17 protein-coding genes are annotated in these 23,885 nt (G+C 36.0%); 8 read left to right on the top strand and 9 right to left on the bottom strand.

Annotated features, from left to right (window positions below):
* Window positions 1-199: 199 nt before the first annotated feature.
* The 6 genes from ACODST_RS08075 to ACODST_RS08050 all read left to right on the top strand — a co-directional run bounded on the left by ACODST_RS08075 (window position 200) and on the right by ACODST_RS08050 (window position 15,493).
* On the top strand, window positions 200-3,232 hold the full coding sequence (locus ACODST_RS08075) for a SusC/RagA family TonB-linked outer membrane protein (protein ID WP_488931608.1): 3,033 nt from the start codon (window positions 200-202) through the stop codon (window positions 3,230-3,232).
* 10 nt (window positions 3,233-3,242) lie between these two features.
* Window positions 3,243-4,823: a RagB/SusD family nutrient uptake outer membrane protein gene (locus ACODST_RS08070; RefSeq protein WP_488931607.1), complete on the top strand. Its 1,581-nt coding sequence runs from the start codon at window positions 3,243-3,245 to the stop codon at window positions 4,821-4,823.
* Window positions 4,824-4,935: 112 nt separating this feature from the next.
* On the top strand, window positions 4,936-6,876 hold the full coding sequence (nagB, locus tag ACODST_RS08065; protein WP_488931606.1) for a glucosamine-6-phosphate deaminase: 1,941 nt from the start codon (window positions 4,936-4,938) through the stop codon (window positions 6,874-6,876).
* A 155-nt stretch (window positions 6,877-7,031) separates the two neighbouring features.
* Window positions 7,032-9,098, top strand: coding sequence for a beta-N-acetylhexosaminidase (locus ACODST_RS08060; RefSeq protein WP_488931605.1), 2,067 nt, complete (start codon window positions 7,032-7,034; stop codon window positions 9,096-9,098).
* A gap of 482 nt (window positions 9,099-9,580) precedes the next feature.
* Window positions 9,581-14,314: a T9SS-translocated chitinase ChiA gene (gene chiA / locus ACODST_RS08055; RefSeq protein ID WP_488931604.1), complete on the top strand. Its 4,734-nt coding sequence runs from the start codon at window positions 9,581-9,583 to the stop codon at window positions 14,312-14,314.
* Window positions 14,315-14,719: 405 nt separating this feature from the next.
* The gene (locus ACODST_RS08050; RefSeq protein WP_488931603.1) at window positions 14,720-15,493 is read left to right on the top strand and encodes a TlpA family protein disulfide reductase; all 774 of its coding nucleotides are present in this window, start codon (window positions 14,720-14,722) and stop codon (window positions 15,491-15,493) included.
* Between the two features lie 77 nt (window positions 15,494-15,570).
* Here ACODST_RS08050 and rhuM read toward each other — a convergent pair whose 3' ends face one another.
* Entirely contained in the window at window positions 15,571-16,323 is a 753-nt protein-coding gene (gene rhuM / locus ACODST_RS08045) for a RhuM family protein (protein ID WP_488931602.1), read from the bottom strand.
* The gene (locus ACODST_RS08040; protein ID WP_488931601.1) at window positions 16,280-16,564 is read right to left on the bottom strand and encodes a virulence RhuM family protein; all 285 of its coding nucleotides are present in this window, start codon (window positions 16,562-16,564) and stop codon (window positions 16,280-16,282) included. The genes rhuM and ACODST_RS08040 overlap by 44 nt, the downstream gene beginning before the upstream one ends.
* Window positions 16,565-16,820: 256 nt before the next feature.
* Here ACODST_RS08040 and ACODST_RS08035 point away from each other — a divergent pair, with 256 nt between their 5' ends.
* A complete protein-coding gene (locus ACODST_RS08035) occupies window positions 16,821-18,440 on the top strand; it encodes an ABC-F family ATP-binding cassette domain-containing protein (protein ID WP_488931600.1) in 1,620 nt (539 codons plus the stop codon).
* Between the two features lie 531 nt (window positions 18,441-18,971).
* Here the strand turns inward: ACODST_RS08035 and ACODST_RS08030 are convergent.
* From ACODST_RS08030 to ACODST_RS08000, 7 genes are all read right to left on the bottom strand, one after another.
* Complete coding sequence (locus ACODST_RS08030) at window positions 18,972-19,145, bottom strand: hypothetical protein (protein WP_488931599.1); 174 nt, start codon at window positions 19,143-19,145, stop codon at window positions 18,972-18,974.
* A gap of 102 nt (window positions 19,146-19,247) precedes the next feature.
* Window positions 19,248-19,859, bottom strand: coding sequence for a hypothetical protein (locus ACODST_RS08025; RefSeq protein ID WP_488931598.1), 612 nt, complete (start codon window positions 19,857-19,859; stop codon window positions 19,248-19,250).
* A 54-nt stretch (window positions 19,860-19,913) separates the two neighbouring features.
* Complete coding sequence (locus ACODST_RS08020) at window positions 19,914-20,315, bottom strand: hypothetical protein (RefSeq protein WP_488931597.1); 402 nt, start codon at window positions 20,313-20,315, stop codon at window positions 19,914-19,916.
* Window positions 20,312-20,857: a DinB family protein gene (locus ACODST_RS08015; RefSeq protein WP_488931596.1), complete on the bottom strand. Its 546-nt coding sequence runs from the start codon at window positions 20,855-20,857 to the stop codon at window positions 20,312-20,314. Before ACODST_RS08015 ends, ACODST_RS08020 begins: the two co-directional genes overlap by 4 nt.
* A gap of 59 nt (window positions 20,858-20,916) precedes the next feature.
* Entirely contained in the window at window positions 20,917-21,423 is a 507-nt protein-coding gene (locus ACODST_RS08010) for a Crp/Fnr family transcriptional regulator (protein ID WP_488931595.1), read from the bottom strand.
* Window positions 21,424-21,566: 143 nt separating this feature from the next.
* Window positions 21,567-22,271: a hypothetical protein gene (locus ACODST_RS08005; protein WP_488931594.1), complete on the bottom strand. Its 705-nt coding sequence runs from the start codon at window positions 22,269-22,271 to the stop codon at window positions 21,567-21,569.
* Window positions 22,272-22,406: 135 nt separating this feature from the next.
* The gene (locus ACODST_RS08000) at window positions 22,407-23,123 is read right to left on the bottom strand and encodes a hypothetical protein (RefSeq protein WP_488931593.1); all 717 of its coding nucleotides are present in this window, start codon (window positions 23,121-23,123) and stop codon (window positions 22,407-22,409) included.
* A 153-nt stretch (window positions 23,124-23,276) separates the two neighbouring features.
* Here ACODST_RS08000 and pyrR point away from each other — a divergent pair, with 153 nt between their 5' ends.
* Window positions 23,277-23,816, top strand: a complete 540-nt coding sequence (gene pyrR, locus ACODST_RS07995; protein WP_488931592.1) for a bifunctional pyr operon transcriptional regulator/uracil phosphoribosyltransferase PyrR — start codon at window positions 23,277-23,279, stop codon at window positions 23,814-23,816.
* The last annotated feature ends 69 nt before the right edge of the window (window positions 23,817-23,885 follow it).

Here is a 23,885-nt window from a genome sequence, read left to right as displayed (position 1 = left end):
TGAAATATCTTTAAATATTGTATAAAAATGCAGAAAATAGGCTGAAAAACGCATTTAATAGACAGGAAAACGTTTTCGTGTAACGGATTATTGAATGATTTATGTCGTTCGTTTAAAATTTCCCGCCGTTTGTATAATATATTTTTTTTAACAATCCCTTAAGAATAATTTTACGTCATAACTAACAAAATAAATAAACATGAAAAAAATTTTCTTAATCTTTATGATTGTTTTTACGGCGCAGGTTTCGCTTGCTCAGGTAAAAAATGTTAAAGGTGTGATTACAGATTCTGACGGGATGCCATTACCGGGTGCATCCGTTGCTGTACAAGGAGGTCAAAAAGGGGCTACTACCGATTTTGACGGACTGTACTCCATTGAGGTTCAAAAAGGACAGACATTAGTTTTTAGTTATGTAGGCCTTGAAACACAGTCAATAGTTGTAGGAGATGCGTCTACAATTAATGTTAAAATGCAGGTTGCCGCATCAAACGCTTTAAATGAAGTGGTGGTAACTTCATTAGGTCTTAAGAAAACCAGAAAATCTTTGACTTATGCCGCTCAGGAACTTAAAGGAGAAGAATTAACACGTGTAAAAGATGCCAACGTTATTAATACAATTGCAGGTAAGATAGCTGGTGTTGCGGTTACAAAAAGTTCAGGTGGTACGGGAGGGTCTACAAAAGTGGTAATTCGTGGAAATTCATCTGTGGTAAACAGCCAGCCTTTGTATGTTATTGATGGTATTCCAATGCTTAACTCAGGATCAGGACAGCCTAATGAATCATTTGGTAGTTTAGCAGGTGGTAATCGTGATGGAGGAGATGTTGTTTCATTAATTAATCCAGATGACTATGAAGGGATGACGGTACTTAAAGGCGCTGCAGCTTCTGTATTATATGGGTCTCAGGGAGCAAACGGTGTTATTTTACTTTCTTCTAAAAAAGCAAAAACAGGCAAAGCAAATATAACAGCTTCTTCTGTAACAACTTTTGAGGAAGCGGCTTATATGCCAAAATTCCAAACTGATTATGTTGCAGCAGCTGGTGCAGATGAATCTTGGGGACCTGCAGGAAAAACAAAAGATCATGTAAAAGATTTTTTTACAACGGGAACAACTCAGATTACTTCATTAGGTTATTCTATAGGATCTGAAAACTCTTCTACTGCTTTTTCTTATGCTAATACTTCAGCAACTGGTATTATCCCTGAAAATGCTTTAAAGAAAAATAATTTCGGAATTAGACAAACTGCTAAATTTTTTGATGACAAATTAATTTTTGCTGCGAATGCAAACTATACTTCTCAGACTATTATAAATAAACCTGTAAATGGTTTCTACTTTAATCCACTTACAGGAGTTTATTTAATGCCAAGAGGTTATGATTTTGATCTTTACGAAAAAAATTATGAAGTTTTTGATCCTTCAAGAAACTTAATGGCACAGAACTGGATGACCAATAGAGATATTATGCAGAATCCATTCTGGGCAATTAACAGAAATAAATCTGAGGATAAAAATGACTTCTTTAATGGTGCATTATCATTAACATATAAAGTAAATAATTGGTTAAGCATTGCTTCAAGATACAGTTATAACAGAGTGACGAGTATTTTTGATAAAAGAATTTATGCTACAACACAAGGAACTCTTTCGCACATAAATGGGCGTTACATTAATGAAAATGCTTTAAGCACACAGCGTTACGGTGATTTAATAGCTACAATCAATACAAAAATTGGATCTGACTTTAGTTTTAATGCTAATATTGGTGCTAGTATAAACAACACAATGACAAATCAAAAAACAATTTTGGATTCTGGAATTGGCGGTGGTTTGAAATATGCAAACTGGTTTACTTTACATAATTTTAATAATAACGATGGTAACTATCAAACAATCGATTCACACAGAGAGATACAGTCTGTATTTGCTGCAACGACATTTGGGTACAAAGACATGTTGTTTCTTGACCTAACGGGAAGAAATGACTGGTCATCTACTTTAGTAAATACAGGTACTCCAAGTTACTTTTATCCATCGGTTGGTTTAACAGCTTTGATCAGCGAAATGACTACGCTTCCGGAATGGATTAATTATGGTAAAGTTCGTGGTACATATGCACAGGTTGGTAATGATATTTATCCGTTTATTTCAAGCCCAAGTAACTATTATACAAATGGAAGCGGAGCTAAATATAATCCATTAGTTGCTCCAAAGCCTGGAACTACATTAAAACCAGAATTAAAATCAGAATTTGAATTTGGTACAGAATGGAGAATGTTTAATAACAGATTAGGTTTTGAAATTTCGTACTACAACTCAGAAACAAAAAATCAATATTTACAAGTAGTTGCTCCTGTTGGAAATGTTTATGGAGTTGATTTTTATGGAATTAATGCAGGAAGTATAGAAAATAAAGGTTTCGAGATTGTCTTAAATGCCGGAATCGTTAGAAATGATAAATTCTCATGGGATTCTGCTATTAACTTTTCACAGAACAAAAATAAAGTAAAAGAAATCCCTGAAGAATTGGGTGGAAAAGTAAATTTAACAGACCCAGGCGTTAACGGATATAAATATACTTTAACAGAAGGCAGACCTTTTGGTGTTATTGAAGGTTATAAAATGCTGAAAGATGATCAGGGAAGAATTTTATTAAACAGTGACGGTAAAATTCAAAAAACTGAGTTTGTTGAATTAGGTAATTCAAACCCGGATTTTATGTTAGGTTTTTCTAACTCTTTCAAATTAGGATCTTTCTTCGCAAATGTTTTGATTGATGGACGTTTTGGAGGTGATGTTATGAGTTTAACAGAAGCACAGAATGATGCATTTGGAGTTTCAAAAGCTACAGGAGATGCCAGAAATGCCGGAGGTGTTAAAATAAATGCTGTAATGCCAAACGGCACGGCAGTAACAACTATGGATGCTCAGACTTATTATACGCAAGTAGGAGGAAGAGCGGGTATTACAGGTGAATATATGTATGATGCAACAAATGTAAGTGTTAGAGAGGTTTCTATAGGATACAACTTCAATCCTAAAGCATTACCGTTTATTCAGACAGCAAGTATTTCGTTAATTGCAAGAAACTTATTCTTTATTTATAAAGATGCACCATTCGATCCTAATATTGCATTGAGTACAGGACAAGGTTTACAAGGAGTAGATATTTATGGTTTACCATCTACTAGAAGTATCGGTCTTAATTTAAATGTAACTTTCTAATTCTAACATCATGAAACTAAATAAAATAACACAAGCAGTTATCTGCAGTTTATTGCTCGCTTCAGTGAGTTGTACAGATAACTTTGAAGATATAAATTCAAATCCGAATGGTATTTCGCTTCCGGATTTTGAGCAGGATTTTAACCATATTAAAGGGGGATTTGCCCCAATGTTTAATAATATTCAGGTTCTTAGTCCAGAATGGGTTTATCAATTACAGCAAGGCTTAAACTCTGATATTTGGTCAGGCTATATGGCAACTCCAACCGGTTTTGAAGGAGGTGTAAATAATACAACATACTCATTGATGGATAACTGGAATGGATTTATATGGGATTACGGTTATAAAAATGTAATGTTTAATGCATTTGATATTGCCAATAAATCTAAAGGAAAATACGATCAGTTTTATGCCTTGTCACTGATTCTTAAAGTAGAGGGAATGCACAGAATGACAGATACTTTCGGGCCTATCATCTACTCTAAGTTCGGTTCAACCGATGCAACAATCGGGTATGATTCTCAGGAAGAGGTATATACTCAAATGTTTGCTGAACTGGATACAGCTGTTGCGGAATTAACAAAAAGAGTAGATGCAGGAGAAGCTTCAACTTTTGCATCAACAGATATGAGTGGTTATGCAGGGAAATATGAATCATGGGTAAGATTTGCAAATACACTTCGTTTAAGGCTGGCTATGCGTATTGTTAAAGTTAAACCTGCTTTAGCAAAAACAGAAGCAGAAAAAGCTGTAGCTCACAAATTTGGTGTTATGCTGGTTAATGATGATTCATTCAAAATTGTCTCACCAGTTTATACAAACCCAATTGCAACAATCAGTGGTTCGTGGTTAGATATACGTATGTCTGCTGATATGGAGTCTATAATGAAGGGATATCAGGATCCTAGAATAGCTTCTTATTTTGATACATCAAAACAATTTCCTAATGAATATAAAGGAGTAAGAACAGGAATAGCAATTAGCGGAAAATCGGATCATCAGGATTTTTCAGGAATTGGTGCTGTGGTAAGATCAAAAGAAATCTATCTTTTGAATGCTGCCGAAGCTTATTTCTTAAGAGCTGAGGGGGCTTTGAGAGGCTGGAATATGGGAGGTACTGCTCAAGAATTATATGAAGCTGGTATCAAAGCATCATTTGATCAAAGAGGGGTTTCAGGTGCAGCAGGTTATATAGCAGATAATACAAAAAAGGCAATTGCTTATGTTGATCCTAATTTTCCTGAGAACAATTCACCAGCCGTAAATAATGTTACAGTTGCCTGGGACGGAGCTGCAACAAATGAGGTGAAACTGCAAAAAATCATTACTCAAAAATGGATTGCTGGTTTTCCAGAGGGACAGGAAGCATGGTCTGATTACAGAAGAACCGGATATCCTAAATTATTCCCGGTACTTAAAAACTACAGTGGTGGAGCAATTACAACAGAGTTTGGCGTAAGAAGAGTCAATTTTGTTCAGTCTGAAAAAGCTGGAAATTCCGGAGGTGTTGCTACAGGAGTTGCAAAATTGAATGGTCCTGATACAGGAGGAACCAGAGTTTGGTGGGATACTACCGGAGCGAACTTCTAAAAAATAAAATTACGATTCGAGATTTTAAGTTTGGTTAGTAAATGGTATAAGCAGTGCGAATTGCTTATACCATTTCAAAAACCAAAATTGTACATACCAAAAAAGAAAAAAAATGAAAAGTGCTTTAGACATAAAACCTGATATCAGCTACAAAAGTGCAGGTAAATTTGAAGAAACCCGATTCGAAAAAATTCATAACGAGATCTTCAAAAGTTCTGCTGAGGCTTCGGTAATTGTAGCGCAGGAAATCGCTCAATTGATCAGATCCAAGCAGGAAAAAAATAAATCTTGTGTACTGGGTCTGGCAACAGGTTCTTCTCCTGTAAAAGTATACGAGGAGTTAGTCAGAATGCACAGAGAAGAAGGACTGAGCTTTAGCAATGTGATCACTTTTAATCTGGATGAATATTATCCAATGAGCAAAGAGAACAATCAGAGCTATCACTATTTCATGCACCAGCACCTTTTTAATCATATTGATATTAAACCTGAAAATGTTAATATTCCTGATGGAACAGTTTCGATTGACGAACTCAATCAATACTGCATCGACTATGAAATGAATATTAAACAGGCAGGCGGACTTGATTTTCAATTGTTAGGAATCGGCCGTACAGGTCACGTGGGTTTCAACGAACCGGGATCGCACATCAATTCCGGAACCCGAATCATTACCCTGGATCATATTACAAGAGTCGATGCCTCGTCTGATTTTAACGGAATCGACAATGTTCCGAAGAGAGCCATTACCATGGGGGTTTCTACCATTATGCGTTCTAAGAGAATTGTATTAATGGCCTGGGGACAAAACAAGGCTGATATTATCAAAAGAACGGTTCAGGGCGATATAAGCTCCGAAGTTCCGGCAACATTTTTACAAAATCACCCTAATGCTACTTTTGTTTTAGACCAGTCTGCAGCATCAGAATTAACCAGGTTTAAAACACCATGGCTGGTAGGAGAATGCATCTGGACACCAGAATTAAAAAGCAAAGCCATTGTATGGTTATGCCAGAAAACCAATCAGGCAATTTTAAAACTAACAGACCGTGATTATAACAACAACGGAATGTCTGATTTACTGGCTCAGGAAGGTTCTGCTTACGATTTGAACATCAATATGTTCAATGTTTTACAGCATACCATTACCGGCTGGCCGGGCGGAAAACCTAATACAGATGATTCACATCGTCCGGAAAGGGCCAATCCTGCCCAAAAACGAGTTATCCTTTTTAGTCCGCATCCTGATGATGACGTGATTTCGATGGGAGGAACTTTTTCAAAACTGATCAAACAAGGGCATGATGTACACGTAGTATATCAAACCTCCGGAAATATTGCCGTTACAGACGATGAAGCACTTAAATTTGCCGAAGTCTGCAGCGATTTTACAGGAAATAACCTTCCAAAAGATATCAATTTCAAATCGGTTATTGAGTTTCTGAACAACAAATCAGAGAACCAGATCGATTCGCTGGAAGTGCGAAAACTAAAAGGCTTAATCAGAAGAAGGGAATCTTACGCCGCAGTACGTTATATTGGGCTGAAAGACGAAAATATTCACTTTTTAGATCTTCCGTTTTATGAAACGGGTCAGGTAAAAAAGAATCCGCTGGGACTTGAGGATATTGCTATTGTCAAAGAAATTATTGCCAGGATAAAACCGCATCAGGTATTTGCAGCAGGAGATCTGGCAGACCCGCACGGAACACACGAAGTTTGTCTGAATGCCATTTTTGCCGCAATGGCCGCACTGAAACCGGAAAAATATATGAACGACTGCTGGTTATGGCTGTACAGAGGAGCCTGGCACGAATGGGACATTCATGAAATCGATATGGCCGTTCCGCTTTCTCCGTCAGAAGTACTGCTCAAACGCCATGCAATTTTGTACCACCAGTCTCAAAAAGACCGTGTTATGTTTCAGGGCAACGATTCAAGAGAATTCTGGGTAAGGGCAGAAGACCGAAATAAAAATACAGCCATTTTATACGATAAATTAGGGCTTGCAGAATACGAAGCTATTGAAGCTTTTAAACGTTTTGATTATTAAAGTTGTTTTTTAAACCGATTCGGGTGAGAGCGAATCAAACTGCAAAATTCAGATTGACCTCAGGCAGATAGTGAGGTAAGCGGAAGTCTTTCTGAGTTTTGTTTTTATCTAATTTACATGGATGCTTTTACGGCATCCCGCCAAAAAAACTAAAAATGAAATATTTATTTGTACTACTATTAGCAGGTGTAACAGCCGGTGCTCAGGTTAAAAAAGAGCAGCTAAATCTTATGCCATGGCCTCAAAATGTTGTTGTAAACGAAGGAAGTTTTACTTTGAGTAAAAATTTTAAAGTAAATATCTCCGGAAATCCTGATCAAAGGATTTTTGGTGGAGTAACCCGTTTTCTGCGCCGGTTAGATGGTAGAACAGGTATATTTTTCGAACAGGGTTTTATTACTAAATTAAATGAATTTCCAAGTGCCGAATTACAGATAAACTGTACTAAAAGCGGAAAAATAGGTTTATATGAAGATGAAAGTTACAGTCTGGATGTTAAACCAAACAAAATCACGATTAATGCGACCAGCGATTTAGGGGCGTTGCACGGATTAGAAACGTTGTTACAGCTGCTGCAGAATGACAGTAAAACTTTCTTCTTTCCGGTTTCGCAGATTTCAGATTTTCCAAGATTCACCTGGAGAGGATTAATGCTTGATGCCTCAAGACATTTTCAGCCGGTTGATGTGGTTAAGAGAAATATAGATGCTTTGGCAGCCATGAAAATGAATGTTTTCCACTGGCATTTAGTAGATGATCAGGGTTGGAGAATAGAAACCAAAAAGCATCCTAAATTAATCGAATTAGCTTCGGATGGATTGTATTACACACAAGAGGAAATTAAAAATATTGTAAAATATGCCGATGCACGGGGTATTTTAATTGTTCCAGAAATAGATGTTCCGGGTCATGGATCGGCTATACTTACTGCTTATCCTGAAATAGGAAGCAAATTGATCACACTGACCGGAGGAACTTCCGAAAAAAACATTGAAGGTACCGCAATTGCGACCTATGGAATTGAAAGAAATGCGGGGATATTTTCACCAACATTAGATCCTTCAAATCCTAAAACATACAAGATATTAAGTGAGCTTTTTGATGAGATTTGCCCTTTATTTCCGGGAGATTATTTTCATATAGGAGGAGACGAAAATGAAGGAAAGGACTGGGATGCCAATCCAAAAATTCAGGAATTCAAAAAGAAACATAATTTAAAAACGAATCACGAATTACAGACTTATTTTACCATGCAGTTAGCGCCAATGCTTAAAAAACATGGAAAACAATTAATGGGCTGGGAAGAGATTCTGACCAAAGACCTTTCTAAAGAAGCCATTGTTCATTCCTGGAGAGGACCAAATGAAGGAGTAGTGGCAGGACAGTCACTGGTTGATGCTGTGCAAAAGGGATACAAAACCGTATTGTCAAACGGATTTTATATCGATTTGATGTACCCAATTGCAAGTCACTATTTAAACGACCCAATGCCAAAAGGTGCTAATTTAACAACAGAAGAAAAAGCAAGGATATTGGGAGGTGAAGCCACTATGTGGACAGAACTTGCCACACCGGAAACAATTGATTCAAGAATCTGGCCGAGAACCGCTGCTATTGCCGAAAGACTCTGGTCTGCCGAAAACATTACAGATGTTGCCAATATGCGTAAACGTCTGGAGCAGATTTCCTTTAGACTGGAAGAATTAGGGTTAACCCATATTCGAAACAAAGGGGTGATCCTGAGAAATATTGCCAACAATCAGAAAACAGAAGCACTTGACGAATTTTCGAATGTATGTGAACCTTTAAAAGGATATACCAGAAACAAAGGCGGAACAGAATACCAGATGTATTCACCGTTTACACTTTTTGCAGATGCCTGTACCCCGGATGCTAAAGATGCCCTGGCATTTAACGAAGCCGTTAGTCAGTATCTGACTGATAAATCAGCGGACAATAAAGCTAAAGTAGCAGCCTTTTTAAATAAATGGATTGGCCTGCATAAAGAACTAACCGGATTAAGTGCAAATGCACCATTAGTACAGCCGATTCTGCCTCTGGCAAAAAAGTTAAGTGATGCTTCGCAGGAATTACTGCTTGTTTTAGATAACAAATCGACTCTAAAAACAGCCGATTTGAAAAACCTGATAGAGCAGTGCAATACAAAAGATCATGCCGACGTAGAGCTGTCAGTTTATGAAAGTTTAAAGAAATTAATTTAAAGGTTTGGTTTGAATTAGTATTTAGTAAGTTTAAGTTGCCCTATTGTTTTATGAGTGCTGATTATCTCTGCCAGAAACCGCTGGCAGAGGTAATTAAAAAATAAACTTCCTGATTTTCTTTTTTGAATCTTCCTTAATCATAATAAAAAAATAACCAGTAACGGAGTATTAACCCTTTAAAAACCAAATAAAAAGAATAGAATTTTAAACATGACAATAAAAGAGTATAGATTGATGAGTAGTCCCAAATTTATCATTTGTATTTAAGATTAATTTTTTAAAAATTATAAATAAATATCAATCACTACTATTGGCTAATGATGATGTGAGATCGGTAATAGTAATATTTATCTATAGAATTTAATTTGAGTTTATTTCCAATCGGCAGCAGCCTTCCAACCTGCAGCTGAGCGAAAACCCGGAAGTTTTTTTAACTGCCGCGGCCCAAGTATTTATTTTCTATTAACCAATATTTATTAATTATGAAACATTATTACAGATTGCTCTTTTTGTTACTGTTTCCCTTACTGGCGTTGGCACAACCTGCCCACGGTAAAAAAGTAGTGGGGTATTATGCACAATGGTCTATCTATGCCCGGGATTTTAATGTCCCGAAAATTGATGGAAGTAAATTGACGCATTTGAATTATTCTTTTTATGGGACCACCTATGATCCTGCCCATCCTGAGAATACAAAATTAAAATGTCTGGATACCTATGCCGATTTTGAGCATATGGAAGGCGGCATTCCGTGGGATGCTCCGGTAAAAGGAAACTTTTATGACTTAATGAAACTTAAGGAAAAGTATCCTCATTTAAAAGTTTTAATCTCTGTTGGAGGCTGGACAAAAGGTCAGGACCTTTCCCCAATTGCCGCAAGTCCGGTGGCAAGGGCAGCTTTAGCAGCAGATATGGCAAATTTCATTACAACTTATCCGTTTATTGATGGTTTCGACATCGACTGGGAATATCCTCTTTCGGGCGGAACTGACGGAACTGAAATTGTAAACGGAATGCCGGTACCTCCTCAAAAATACAGTCCTGACGACAACAAAAACTTAGTGCTTTTATTAAAAGCCATGCGTCAGGCCATGCCTAATAAACTGGTTACGATTGCGGCCGGAAATAATGTCCGCAAAGTAGCACAGCAATATTTAGGACCTAATAACAGAGCGCAGTACGGAATGACAGAGGATATTTCGACTTATTGCGATTATATTACTTATTTCGGATATGATTTTGGCGGTAACTGGTACGATAAAACCTGTTACAATGCCCCTTTGTATGCCAGCGGAAACCCAAATGATCCTTTGTATGGTGCCACACAATCTGAATCACTGGATGAACTGACTAGTCAATATCTAAATGTAATTGGTTTCCCGGCAAATAAATTAATCATGGGATTACCTTTTTATGGAAAGAAATTCGATAACGTTGCCACAAATTCAACAAACGGATTATTTGCTGCAGCACCAAGATATATAGTTCCCGGATGTACAAATCCGCAAAACCCAACAGGAACATGGGATGGTTCCGGAGCTTGTGAAAAATCAGGAAGTATCGAAATTTGTGATTTAGTCGGAAATCCCGTTACCAATTCACATGCTTACTTAGATCCAAATACAATGCAGGTTACGGCAAGCGCAGCTTCTGCAGGATGGGTACGCTATTTTGATAACACTACCAAAGTACCTTATTTATATAATGCTGTTACAAAAGAATTTATCTCTTACGAAGATAAACAGTCAATGGACTTAAAAGTACAGTATATTAAATCAAGAAATTTAGCAGGAGGTATGATTTGGGAATTATCTCAGGATACCAGAGGTGCTATTCCTAATTCATTATTAAATCAGGTTGATACTTCATTTGGAAGTGTTGTACCAGGTACCGTAAATATTTCAGGTTCGGTTAAAAATGGATCAGCATTAGTTACCAATGTTACGGTTGAATTACGTAATGCAGCTAATGTGGTGCTTCAGACCGTTACTTCAGCTACAGGAAATTTTGCGTTCAATAATCTGACTTCGGGACAAAACTATACACTTACAGCTGTAAAAGCGACTTATAGTTTTACTCCGGTAACTTTAACAAATGTAACGGTCAACCAGACAGCAGTTGTTATAAACGGAACACAGCCAACTTATACGGTAAGCGGAACAATTCTTAACGGAAGCACTCCGGTTTCCGGTGTAACCGTTTCTGCAGTTTCCGGAAGCTCAACTTTAACAGCCGTTTCAAATGCAAGCGGGGTTTACAGCGTTGCAGGTTTAACAGCAGGATTAAATTATACGGTTACTGCCGCCAAAACGGGCTTCTCCTATACTCCGGCTTCAACCGTTTACAATGCAATTGATGCCAACAAAACGTTGAATTTTACACAGGGTCCAGCAATTGTAACGTATACCGTAAGCGGAACAGTTCTTAACGGAACAACTCCGGTTTCCGGCGTTACCATTACAGCAGCTTCTACAGCAGGAAATGTGACGGCAACAACTAGTTCAACCGGAACTTATTCGCTTACATTAGCTTCCGGCGGGAATTATACAGTGACTGCGGCTTTAACAGGACAGACTTTTACGCCGGCATCTACCGTTTATTCTAATTTAAATGCGAATAAAACATTAAACTTTACTCAGGATGTTGTGGTGACTACAAGCAAAATCAGCGGAACCGTTAAAAACGGAACAACTCCGGTTGCTGGTGCCAAAGTAGAAATTGTTTTACCGTGGACAGATAACACACACAACTGGAAAAGCGTTTTAGCGACAACTGATTCGCAGGGAAAATACAGCTTTGATAATTCGGTTACAGACGGTTATACTCAAATCACAAGTTTGAAACTGAATACCTGGCAAAACGGAGAAATAAATTATTATCCAAACAATCTGGCCAATTTTGCTGTGCCTTCTACACCAACGGTATACAATTTTAATACCAGTGCTGCTGCAAAATTGGCACAGGTTCAGGCCAATTTAATCAGTGGAACCGTTAAAAACGGAACGACTCCGGTGGCTGGTGCCAAAGTAGAAATCGTTTTACCATGGACAGATAACACCCACAACTGGAAAAGTGTTCTGGCAACAACAGATGCATCCGGAAATTACACTTTCGATAATTCAGTTGTAGCAGGTTATACACAAATTTTAAGTTTAAAACTGAATTCATGGGAAAATGGAGAAGTAACGTATTATCCGAATAACTTAACCAACTTTGCTGTTCCAACAACCCCAACAGTTTATAATTTTAACAGACAGGCGGTGGTTACGACCAAACCGGTGGTTACTATTACAGCGCCAACAGCTTCGACGATTGCTATAAATTTAGGATCAGCGATTAATTTTGCTGCTACTGTTGGATTAAGTGCATCAGATGCTACAACAATATCATCTGTGGTATTTAGTTTAGACGGACAAACCATAAGTGCGACTAATTCTTCAGGAACTTATACATCGGTTTGGACACCCGCAGCAAATCAATTTTCGGCTAGTCATACTTTAACTGTTACGGCTACGGCATCAAACGGAACAACAGAATCAAAAACGTATAGTTTTACATTAACTTGTTCAGGTGCAAATTGTCCTAATACATTACCTGTAATTACCTGGAATTCGCCATCAAATACTACTGTGTACCAAAGTTCTTTTCAGGTGGTGCCAATTTCGGTTACGGCTGTGGACAGCGACGGATCGGTTTCAGGTGTTACTATTACAATCAATGGCGGCACATTTAATATGACAGCCGGTACCAATAATACCTATACCTATAATTTTACACCATCGGCTTATCAGGATTATCCGGTTGTAATTAAAGCAACCGATAATAAAGCTGCTGTAACTACATTAAACAATACTATTAAAATTGCCACAGTAGGTACTAACAGATTCATTCCGCTGCCATCTAAGGTTATTTTAGGATATGCACATTCCTGGGAAAATGCAGGTGCTCCATTTTTATATTTCTCTCAAATGGTGGGAAGTAAGTTTAATGTAGTCGACTATGCTTTCGTAGAAACCGTTAATCGTGATGGTTATACGCCAATATTAACTACCAACGATACCAGATATTTGACAAATGGTGTTTTCAATAAGCAATTGTTGAAAAATGATATAAAATCTTTAAGAGACAGCGGTGTTCCTGTTATTGTTTCTATAGGAGGTCAAAACGGTCATGTTGTTTTAGAGAATGTTACTCAGAAAAATATTTTTGTTAATGGTCTAAAAGCCATTATCGATGAATATCAATTTGATGGAGTTGATATTGATTTTGAAGGCGGATCAATGAATTTTAGTGCAGGAGGTTTAAGAGATATTTCTTATGCGGGTATTTCTGCTTATCCAAGATTAAAAAACGTAGTAGATGCTTTCAAAGAATTAAAAGCGTATTATGGCCCTGGATTTTTATTAACAGCAGCTCCGGAAACACAATATGTACAAGGAGGGTATACTACCTATACGGACACTTTCGGTTCCTTCCTGCCAATCATTCAAAACTTACGTAACGAACTGGATTTGTTAGCAGTACAATTGTATAACACAGGAGGAGAAAACGGATTAGACGGGCAGTATTATGGTACCGCTAAGAAATCAAACATGGTAACTGCCCTGACAGATATGATAATAAAAGGGTATAATATTGCTTCAACAGGAATGCATTTTGATGGTTTACCAGCCTCAAAAGTTTTGATTGCCTTACCAGCTTGTCCAAGTGCAGCCGGAAGCGGTTATTTAACGCCTACAGAAGGAATTAACGCCATGCATTATTTAAGAACCGGAACTACTTTTTCCGGAAGAACCTATACTATGCAGCCAGGCGGGCCCTATCCTTCTTTAAGAGGATTAATGACCTGGTCTGTAAACTGGGATGCTTCTTCCTGCGGTAATTCATCTGAATTGTCTAAAGCCTATGCTGCTTATTTTGCATCACAGTCAGCAGCCAAAACGCTGGCACTGGATGCTATTTCTTCAAAAAACAATGCCACGATAGCGTATTTTAAAAACAATGCCTTATCGGTTACCAATGAAAACGAAGAGATCGCTCAGGTTGATGTATTTAATGTTCTGGGGCAAAATTTAGTAAGCCACAGAAATATACAGAATAATAAAGAAGTCCTGCTTTATAATAACAGTTTCGCTGCTAAACAATTGTTTTTAGTAGTGGTGACAGACAAGTCAGGAAATAAAAAATCATTCAAAGTAATGAACTTTTTAAATTAAGATTACGATGACTGACAACTTAGAAATAAAAAATTGGGACGGTTAAAATTGAGTTTGGTTATTTATGTTTTAACTATTTTTATTTCGAACAAATGCTGTGAACTGAGGTAATTTGTTATTTGGTTTTTGCCTCACGTAGCGCATTATGAACCCGGCAATTTTATTGCCGGGTTTTTTTTTATGACTTCTGCTTAGCGGACTTAATAATTCAAAAAGCACGAGGATGACAGGGATTTGCACCGATTTTCCACTTGATTTTTTATACAGATTTAAACAAAATCTGTTGCAATCCGTGTTTTCGCCTTAGCGAATCCGTATCATCCGCGTACCATATCTTCATAATTCGGTTGAGGTTCCCAACTATTTTAAGTACTTTTGACTTTCAGGATTATCGTATAAAACTTCATGAAAAAAATTATCAGCATTGCAGTTACCTTTATATTTTTTACTTCTTGTTCAGGTCAGACTGAATACGGAAAACCAGAAGTTGATCCGGTGAAAATTCAAAGTAAATTTATGGACTGGTGGTCTTATCAAAACAGTAACATTATGCTTTCCGGAGATTTTACTGCTCTTGATGAATCTTCAAAAGAAATCTCAAAAAAAGCATTTTTGAATATTCTGGTAAACGAAAATTTTATCCCGATCCGATTAAAATCAGCAGATTCAGTTTATTATTATAAGCTCTTTAAAATTCTTCCCAATTCAGATACCAGTATAAAAGCAACAATTAATCAGCAGGCTTTTGATGTTTTAAAAAATTACGAAATGGAAGGAAAACCTTTTCCGGATTTTTCTTTTAAAGACTTAGACGGGAATATAATTTCAAATACATCGATGAAAGGTAAAATCATCGTAATTAAATGCTGGTACATTCATTGTGCAGCCTGCATCAAAGAATTTCCCCAGGTAAACGCTTTGTTTTCAAAATACAAAGACCGAAAAGATATTCTTTTTATAAGCCTTGCCGAAGACACTCCGGAACAGTTAAAACCATTTCTGGCAAGAAAACCACTTTCGTATTCCGTTATTCCAAACATGAAAGAATATATGAATGAAAAACTGGATTTAAATGCTTTTCCGACTCATTTTATTTTAGATAAAGAAGGAATAATTAAAAAAGTAGTCTCTAATTTCGAAAGCCTTGAAGCGGCTTTGGACAAAGAAAGCAAATTGTAGTTTTTTTGCCATATAAAGTTCATAGAAGAGATTATAAGTTTAGTTTAAATGAACTTATTTACTTATATGGTTAGAAATTATTCTTTTTTAAATTTCATAATTTCCTTATCAAAATCCGATAAATATTCCTTGTCTTGAATGATTCGGTATTTGTCAAATTCCATCTCAGCTTTAATTTTTGCTTCCAGAAAAGATATTTTTCTTTTGTCTGCTAATATTGGATAACTGGAAAGTTGTAAAAAGTTATTCAGAAAAACCGTCCAGTCTTCCATTTGCATTATGATTTGTCTTTTAGCATAGTTTTCTGCCAAATCTAAGTATGCAGAAACAATCCGGTTTAGTTCCTGAAGATGGGCTTGATTTAAATAATTTTTAGCAACACTAACATCGCTTTTTTGAATTTTGCCATCTGGAGCATCTTTCCAGGTCGAAAGTCCCATATAAATTTTGGCTGCATCTGCTTCCGTATAAATAATTTCTGCTGCGGTTTTACCTGTGATTGCCCAATGGAGTTTATTTTGAACGGTTGTGAAAAAAGCTTTAGTCTCTGTACTATCTTTTTCATAATTAGCAGAAAGGGCATAGATGTCGGTGATTTTTTGATAAAAACGTCTTTCCGAAGCTCTGATTTCACAAATGCGTTCTAGTAACTCTTCAAAATAATCTTTCCCAAAAGCTTTCCCATTTTTAAGCATTTCATCATTCAAAACAAAACCTTTTATGATAAACTCTCTTAAGGTTTTAGTGGCCCAAATTCTAAACTGAGTAGCTTGTTTAGAATTTACCCTAATAACCAACTGCAATAATTGCATCAAGATTATAAAAATCAATTTCTCTGCTGACTTCTCTTTTTCCTTCGATTTGAACTGCTCGAATTTTTCGAGTAGTTGAATAAGAATCTAATTCCAGGCTTTTATAAATTTCTTTTAAATGATATGTTATCGTATGAGATTCAACTCCAAACAATAAAGCCATAGCTTTTTGCGAAAGCCAAAAATTTTCATCTAAAAAAGTAACTTCAATATTAATGTTCACTTCAGAAGTTTGATATAATAATATTGGCGCCTGCATAATTCAAGTAAAATAAGAAGTGAAGATAAGTAAATTGTAATTTTAAACCATATAAGTCATATAAGAATATTTAAGTTTTCTTTTAAACGAACTTATATGACTTATATGGTTTTATTTTCTGCCTGGCTTCCTTTTTCGAACCTCTGCACCTCTGCGGGAAAAATACTCGTTTATATAAAAACCTTAGTGCCTTAGCATCTTTGCAACTTAGAACCTTTTTCACTACTTTTGCACCAAATTAATAAAAAAGACATTCATGTTAACAGTCAATAATTTATCAGTTCAGTTTGGTAAAAGAGTTTTATTTGACGAAGTAAATACTACGTTTACCCACGGAAATATTTACGGCGTAATTGGAGCAAACGGAGCAGGAAAATCTACTTTCTTAAAAGTAATTTCAGGCGATATTGATCCAACTTCTGGTCACATCCATTTAGAGCCGGGAAAACGTATGTCGGTTTTAAACCAGAACCACAACATGTTCGACGAACATACCGTTTTAGAAACCGTTTTAATGGGAAATAAAGTGCTGTATGCTGTTAAAAAAGAAATGGATGAACTTTATTTAGATTATAACGATGCCAATGCCGATAGAATAGGGGAGCTTCAGGTTCAGTTTGAAGAAATGAACGGTTGGAACGCCGATTCTGATGCTGCAGCTATGTTGTCTAACTTAGGAATCACAGAAGCAGATCATTATACTTTAATGAGTGACATGGAAGGAAAAATGAAAGTACGTGTGCTTTTGGCACAGGCACTTTTCGGAAATCCTGATTTGCTTATTATGGATGAGCCTACCAACGATCTGGATTTCGAGACCATTGCCTGGTTAGAAAACTTCCTGGCAAACTATGAAAATACAGTAATTGTAGTATCTCACGACCGTCACTTTTTAGATGCGGTTTGTACCCATATTTCTGATATTGATTTCGGAAAAATCAATCATTACTCAGGAAACTATACATTCTGGTACGAGTCCAGCCAGTTAGCGGCCAAACAGCGTGCACAGCAAAACAAAAAAGCAGAAGAGAAGAAACAGGAGCTGGAAGAATTTATTCGTCGTTTTAGTGCCAACGTGGCGAAATCGAAACAAGCTACTTCCCGTAAAAAAATGATTTCAAAACTGAATATTGCCGAAATCAAACCATCCAGCCGTCGTTATCCTGCGATTATCTTCGATCAGGACCGTGAAGCCGGAGATCAGATTTTAAATGTAGAAAACCTTTCTGCATCTGTAGACGGAGAAGTTTTATTTAAAGATGTGGATCTGAATATGGCGAAAGGCGATAAAATCGTTCTTTTCTCCAAAGATTCTCGTGCAACAACTGCTTTCTACGAAATCCTAAACGGAGAACAAAAAGCAGATTCCGGAAGTTTCGATTGGGGAATTACAACAAACCAAGCCTATTTACCAGCTGAAAACCATAAATATTTCGAAAACGACTTAACTTTAGTAGACTGGTTACGTCAGTATGCTAAAACAGAAGAAGAGCGTGATGAGGTATTTATTAGAGGTTTCTTAGGAAAAATGATTTTCTCAGGAGAAGAAGCTCTTAAAACATCCAGAGTTTTATCCGGAGGAGAAAAAGTACGTTGTATGTTGTCCAGAATGATGATGGAGCGTGCGAATGTTTTAATGCTTGATGAGCCAACCAACCACTTGGATCTGGAGTCTATTACAGCTTTCAACAACTCATTGAAAAACTTTAAAGGTTCTGTGATTTTCACCACGCATGACCACGAGTTCGCGCAGACTGTGGGTAACAGAATCGTAGAATTGACTCCAAACGGAGTTATCGATCGTTACATGACATTTGACGAATATCTGGATGATGAAAAAATCCAGGAGCAGAGAAAGAAGATGTACAATCTTTAATTTTTGAAATTCCAATAATTGAAATTCCAAATTCCAATCTTTGACTTTACAGCTTTGTCAAAGTTTTAAATAAATAAAAATCCCAAACTCCAGGTTTATTTGGAATTTGGGATTTTTTGATTTGAGCCTGGTTTTAAACACATAGAAACATAGGTTTTAGTGTAATATGTCGAGTAAATAAAGACTACAAAAGAGAAATACATTTCTCTCGCATAGCTATCTATGTTTCAGAGAAAAGTGAAACGTCTTTTTTTAAGTTCAGGAAGCTATGTTTCTATGTTTTTAAAAAATATAGCCGCCAATTGCACGAATTTCCACGAATTAAATTTGCGTTAATTTGTGTAATTCGTGACAAAAAAAGATCCCGCTTTAAAAATTGGAATTTGGGATTTTTTTGCTTTTAAAAAATATAGCCACCAATTGCACGAATTTCCACGAATTAAATTTGCGTTAATCTGTGTAATTCGTGGCAAAAAAACAATCCCTGCTTTAAAAATTGGAATTTGGATTTTTTTTATTCTTTATTTCCCATTATTTACTGCCGAACATTTTCGCGAAAATCCAGACAATAATCGCAATAATAAATATCACGATAAAAATCCCGAATCCCATTCCGGCTTTAAAAATGTCTCCAACGAGTTCACAGCTTGTAAATGAAAACAGTATTACCAATACCATTAACAATCGTAGTATTTTATTTTGCATGATTCTGATATTTTAAATTGATACTTAAAATTACTTCACGAATCAGCAAAAAAACTTATAGAATTTTGAGAAAAAGTTTTAGGATTTGGAGATGGAAAAACATTAGAGTTTTATTAAACTCCCCTTTTCTATTTTGTATTTTCCGCCCGAAATACAGTTTGCTTCAAAATAGGTTTTATAATTCAGGTTTTTGGTATTTTGTTTTTTTACCGAAAGAATAGTACTGTTTAAAATCAGTTCACACTCACATTTTGAAACAATCAACGGTTTTTCCTCTTCCCATTCTTCAGTTTTAAAAGAGCGGTTAATCGATAAGACAGTTAGATTATTCAAATCAATTATTTGAAAATGGGATTTTGCCTCGAAATGGTCCCTGCCTCCAAATTGAGAAGCCGTGATGTAAGTAATAAACCTGCTGTCTGCAGATAACTCAAAAGAGCTGAAAGTTTCATCTTCATTGGGTAAATAAAAAACAATGAAGCTTTTGTCCCGTTTATAAAACAAGGCTTTTTGGACCAGATTAGTTTTGTCTTTCCAGTCAGCAATAAAAAATAAACTGTTGTTTAAGTCACTTTCTTTTCGAAGTTTTAAAACCTTTTCAGCGCTGTCAATCTTGTCAATTGCCGTTAAGGGAATGAATTTTAGATCTTTTTCAGTTTGAGAAAAAGAAAAAACAAATACCCAAAAAGTAAAAATCATAAAAGTGTTTTTCATGGCATTTTTGATCAGGAGTTCTGCTAAATATTTTACTAAAGTAAGGTTTAAATTTTATAAGAAACTTTTTTTCATGGTTTTAATTTCAAGAAACACAAGCCCCGATATAACCACTATTTCTACTAAAAAGTAAATGATTCCCAATATAGAAATGCTTTCATAGTAATACATAACAACAGCCAAAGTAAGAATACAGTACAATATATTGGCAGTGCAGATGATTCTTAAAAAAAGTTTCCAGTTATGCGGTGCTGCAGCAAAACAGCCAAAGGAGTAAACAGAAAAAAGCACAGCAATAAAAGAAAGGTATTCAAAAAACTTTTCCGGCAGTCCGATAAACTCATAAAAATTCCTGAGCACCCCAAAAAGTAAGACAAAAGTCAGCAGGGCACCACAACCGTCCAGAAAGAAAAGATAGAGCGGTTTTTCGGCAGACCATTTTATTATTTTTTTCATCTTTCGAAAGCATTTTTAATCCTGTCAATCTGATCCAGGTGTCGTATCATATGATTGATATAAAAACGAAAAGTATCGCCCAGTTTTATTTTTATCAGACTCGAAATAGACGTTTCTATTTTGATTTTGTTTAAACTGACATTTCGGGACTCGTTCAGTAAATCCAGCAATTGCAGCTGCTGATTGATAAAACGGTCGATTACACTTTTGTCCAGTTTCGCATTTAACGGATTTTTACTTTTAAAAGTTTTCATTTTATTCTGTTTTTCCGGCAGCATGCTTTTGGCAAAATAATCGCCTAAAATTCCGCTTTTAAATTCCGTTTCCGCTTTAGTATCTGAATTTTCGATTTTATGTTTCAGCTGCGGCAGATAAAAATCACCGTATAAATTTAAATGTTCCAGACATTCCAGGATACTCCAGGAAACCGGATTCTCTTTCCACGTCAGGAAATGTAAATCCTTATTTTTCAGCTTTTCCGCTTCATTAATAATTTGTCTGGTCTGTTCAATAAGCGATTGCAGTAATGGTTCTGATTGCATAGTGTTCTGTTTTTTTATGCAAAACTCCAAAAACTCCTTTTAATACTTCTTGATTGAAATCAAGATTTTTTTAATCGGGATAAAGTTTCAGGACTCATTCTTAGATAATTGGCAATATGTTTATTTGGAATTTCCTGAAAAAGCTGCGGACTTCTCTTTAAGACCCTTTCATACCGCTCCTTAGGAGAATTCGTTAATATGTCAATTTCACGATCGAGCTGCTGAACCACCAGATTCTCTAATATAGCAGTCCATAAATTTCGATTATTTTCTATTTTTAAGAAATTTTCTATTTGTGTTTTGGTGATTACTTTTAAAACCGTCTTTTTTAAGGCCTGAATAAATAAATCCGAGGGTTTGCCGGTTAAAAAAGAATCCAGGGAAACAATCAGATTGTCTTTATATCCCAGTCGTATTGTTTGTTCCTCGTAATCATCTAAAACAAAAATCCTTAAACTCCCGCTTTCCACAAAATAAATATTAGTATCGATACTGCCTTTTACTTTTAGAAATTCATTTCGGTTTAACGTAATTGTTTTTTCAGAGAGCCCGACAATTTCTTTCATCAGCTGTTTGGTTTTGGTTTTACTAAAATAGGCTTTCTGTTCAAAAAACGATTGTACAAAAGAATGTTTTTGAACAGCAATTTAGATTTTTTTATTGTTTTTGTATTGATTATCTGCTGTTTTTAGAACAAGTGATTACAATATCAGTCTTTACCATCAAAAAAGCTTTTGTGTTCTTTCTCCGTTAAATAACCATTTAATTTTAGGTCAATTTTGTTCGAAACAGGATTTAAGGTGACTTCTATTTTTTCTCCATGTAAAAAATGAAACCATTTAGAATCCAGGATATGCGTTTTTTGTTCTTCGGCCAAAGCTTTATATTCGGCTGAATGGTTATAGTCATATTTTTCAGAAAGATATTCCGTATCCGTGATCATAATTTCGCAGGGTTTAAAATAACACATCGCCGATTCTATGGCAAAAAACACCTTCTTTTTACCCGCCGCAACAGTATCTGTCTGAGTTTCGTTTAGTAAAAAGCCCCGGTCTGTTTTAGTTTTATTTTGAAACAGTACTGTTCCTCGTTTAGGATTCTTTTCCGCTTCTAAGGTAAAGTCGGCACAACAGCAGCCCTGTTGTATTTCGTACACTTCGTTAGCTTTAAATTTCGTTAAAAAATCAAGCGTATAATTTTCAGCGACAACCTTGCACGAGTCAAAACCGGATGTATTTACTCTGATTTGGATTAAGGTATCTTTTTCTCCAAAATGCTGTCCGTTAAATTCAAATTGTAATGGATGGGAAGCTTCTTTTCCCGGATATACAGGATTTTTTAGTTTTACAACGGCAGTCTGGCCAAAACTTTTTAAACAGATAAGCAGGAGGAGAGTGAAGAGATTTTTTTTCATACAGAGCTGACGGATTAATAATAGAAGATCGTTTTTTGATATCTAAAGTAAATAAGTTTTAGCAATAAGCCATAAATTGGTTTGCGTTTGGGAATATTTATGCAGCGTCAGATAACTTCTCACAACTGAGAAAAACTACTGATGCATGAAGTCTAAAGCCTTTTGTGTCAGAACACCATTTTTTTCATGAAAAAACACTAAACATTTCCTTAGTTCCAAATCATTGTTTGTGTTTCCGACAAAAGTAAATATAGAATTTGTTTTGGTGATTTCAATGTTAGTGGTTCCGTAGGCCAGATAGATATCAATTTTTTGAATATTCTCATAGTATTCCGTTTTACTCCAAAAACTGCCTCTGTGTTCAAAAGAGGCTTCTTTTAAAATTAATTTTGGATTGAAATTGTTCACTGCCCATACGAATGGGAGTTTCACGTTTTTTAAACCTACGAAGCCCGCTATTAATTTTATTTCAATATTTTTTCTGTTAACATATAAAATGACCGGATTTTGGCCATCTAAATCTCTTTTGGAACGACCCAGTAAACCTATTTCGTGTTCATTGACAACCGCTGTATCCAGTTCGGATGGATGAACGTAGGTGTACATTCCGTAATAATGCCCGGATATTGACCATCCTTTCGACTTTTTAAGAGTGATAACTCCAAAATCTCCGGCGGGAGATCCGATATAAACAGGACCATATTCAGACATAATTTTCATGGCTTCTTTTCTTATGTCTTTAATTGTATCAGTATTGTTAAAAACAATGTAACTGCCATTTTGAAATAAAACCCAATCCTGAAATTTAGGATGGATTGCAAGTCTGACATTTTCGATTAAGTTGTGATTCATTTCTAACTGATGTAATGGAAATATTTGCAGATGCTAAAGTATATTATAAAACAGGATAAGAATTAAAATCGATAAAAAATATTTCCAACCCCAACACCCCGCCAAATAAATTCTGATTTTGTATATTTGCCCGATTAATCATTACAATTACTTATGAGCCAGAAAGTATTACTTAATTCAAAAGAAGTTACTATCATACTCCATCGTTTGGCTTGTCAGTTAATCGAAAAACATCTTGATTTTTCAGACACTATTTTAATCGGGATTCAGCCCAGAGGTGTTTTTTTAGCTGAACGTTTAAAACAAATTTTAGAGAACGAATACCAGACTCCTGAGATTTCACTGGGTTATCTGGATATCACTTTTTTCAGAGATGATTTCCGCAGAACCGACAAACCGCTGGAAGCCAATAAAACCCAGATCAACTTTATAGTGGAGAACAAAAAAGTCATTTTTATTGATGACGTATTGTTTACCGGACGCAGTATTCGCTCGGCGTTAACCGCTATCCAGTCTTTTGGAAGACCTTCAGAAATTGAGCTTTTGGTATTAATTGACAGACGTTTCAGCCGTCATTTACCTATTCAGCCCGATTACAGAGGCCGTCAGGTAGATGCTATTAATGACGAAAAAGTAAAAGTAAGCTGGAAAGAAAATGATGGTGAAGATGTGGTTCACTTAGTGACGAATTAAGTTTAATCGGTTAACCGGTTAATTGTTTAATCGGTAATAACACCGATTAAGCGATTTTACAAAAAAAAA

This window comes from Flavobacterium sp. FG19, assembly GCF_057809475.1.
This window is presented reverse-complemented; position numbering and strand designations above follow the sequence as displayed.

What these genes read in the sequence shown, in the direction of transcription:
- ACODST_RS08075 (WP_488931608.1), top strand. Translation starts at nt 200, where the DNA reads ATGAAAAAAATTTTCTTAATCTTTATGATTGTTTTTACGGCGCAGGTT.
- ACODST_RS08070 (WP_488931607.1), top strand. Translation starts at nt 3,243, where the DNA reads ATGAAACTAAATAAAATAACACAAGCAGTTATCTGCAGTTTATTGCTC.
- nagB (WP_488931606.1), top strand. Translation starts at nt 4,936, where the DNA reads ATGAAAAGTGCTTTAGACATAAAACCTGATATCAGCTACAAAAGTGCA.
- ACODST_RS08060 (WP_488931605.1), top strand. Translation starts at nt 7,032, where the DNA reads ATGAAATATTTATTTGTACTACTATTAGCAGGTGTAACAGCCGGTGCT.
- chiA (WP_488931604.1), top strand. Translation starts at nt 9,581, where the DNA reads ATGAAACATTATTACAGATTGCTCTTTTTGTTACTGTTTCCCTTACTG.
- ACODST_RS08050 (WP_488931603.1), top strand. Translation starts at nt 14,720, where the DNA reads ATGAAAAAAATTATCAGCATTGCAGTTACCTTTATATTTTTTACTTCT.
- ACODST_RS08040 (WP_488931601.1), bottom strand. Translation starts at nt 16,564, where the DNA reads ATGCAGGCGCCAATATTATTATATCAAACTTCTGAAGTGAACATTAAT.
- ACODST_RS08035 (WP_488931600.1), top strand. Translation starts at nt 16,821, where the DNA reads ATGTTAACAGTCAATAATTTATCAGTTCAGTTTGGTAAAAGAGTTTTA.
- ACODST_RS08030 (WP_488931599.1), bottom strand. Translation starts at nt 19,145, where the DNA reads ATGCAAAATAAAATACTACGATTGTTAATGGTATTGGTAATACTGTTT.
- ACODST_RS08025 (WP_488931598.1), bottom strand. Translation starts at nt 19,859, where the DNA reads ATGAAAAACACTTTTATGATTTTTACTTTTTGGGTATTTGTTTTTTCT.
- ACODST_RS08020 (WP_488931597.1), bottom strand. Translation starts at nt 20,315, where the DNA reads ATGAAAAAAATAATAAAATGGTCTGCCGAAAAACCGCTCTATCTTTTC.
- ACODST_RS08015 (WP_488931596.1), bottom strand. Translation starts at nt 20,857, where the DNA reads ATGCAATCAGAACCATTACTGCAATCGCTTATTGAACAGACCAGACAA.
- ACODST_RS08010 (WP_488931595.1), bottom strand. Translation starts at nt 21,423, where the DNA reads ATGAAAGAAATTGTCGGGCTCTCTGAAAAAACAATTACGTTAAACCGA.
- ACODST_RS08005 (WP_488931594.1), bottom strand. Translation starts at nt 22,271, where the DNA reads ATGAAAAAAAATCTCTTCACTCTCCTCCTGCTTATCTGTTTAAAAAGT.
- ACODST_RS08000 (WP_488931593.1), bottom strand. Translation starts at nt 23,123, where the DNA reads ATGAATCACAACTTAATCGAAAATGTCAGACTTGCAATCCATCCTAAA.
- pyrR (WP_488931592.1), top strand. Translation starts at nt 23,277, where the DNA reads ATGAGCCAGAAAGTATTACTTAATTCAAAAGAAGTTACTATCATACTC.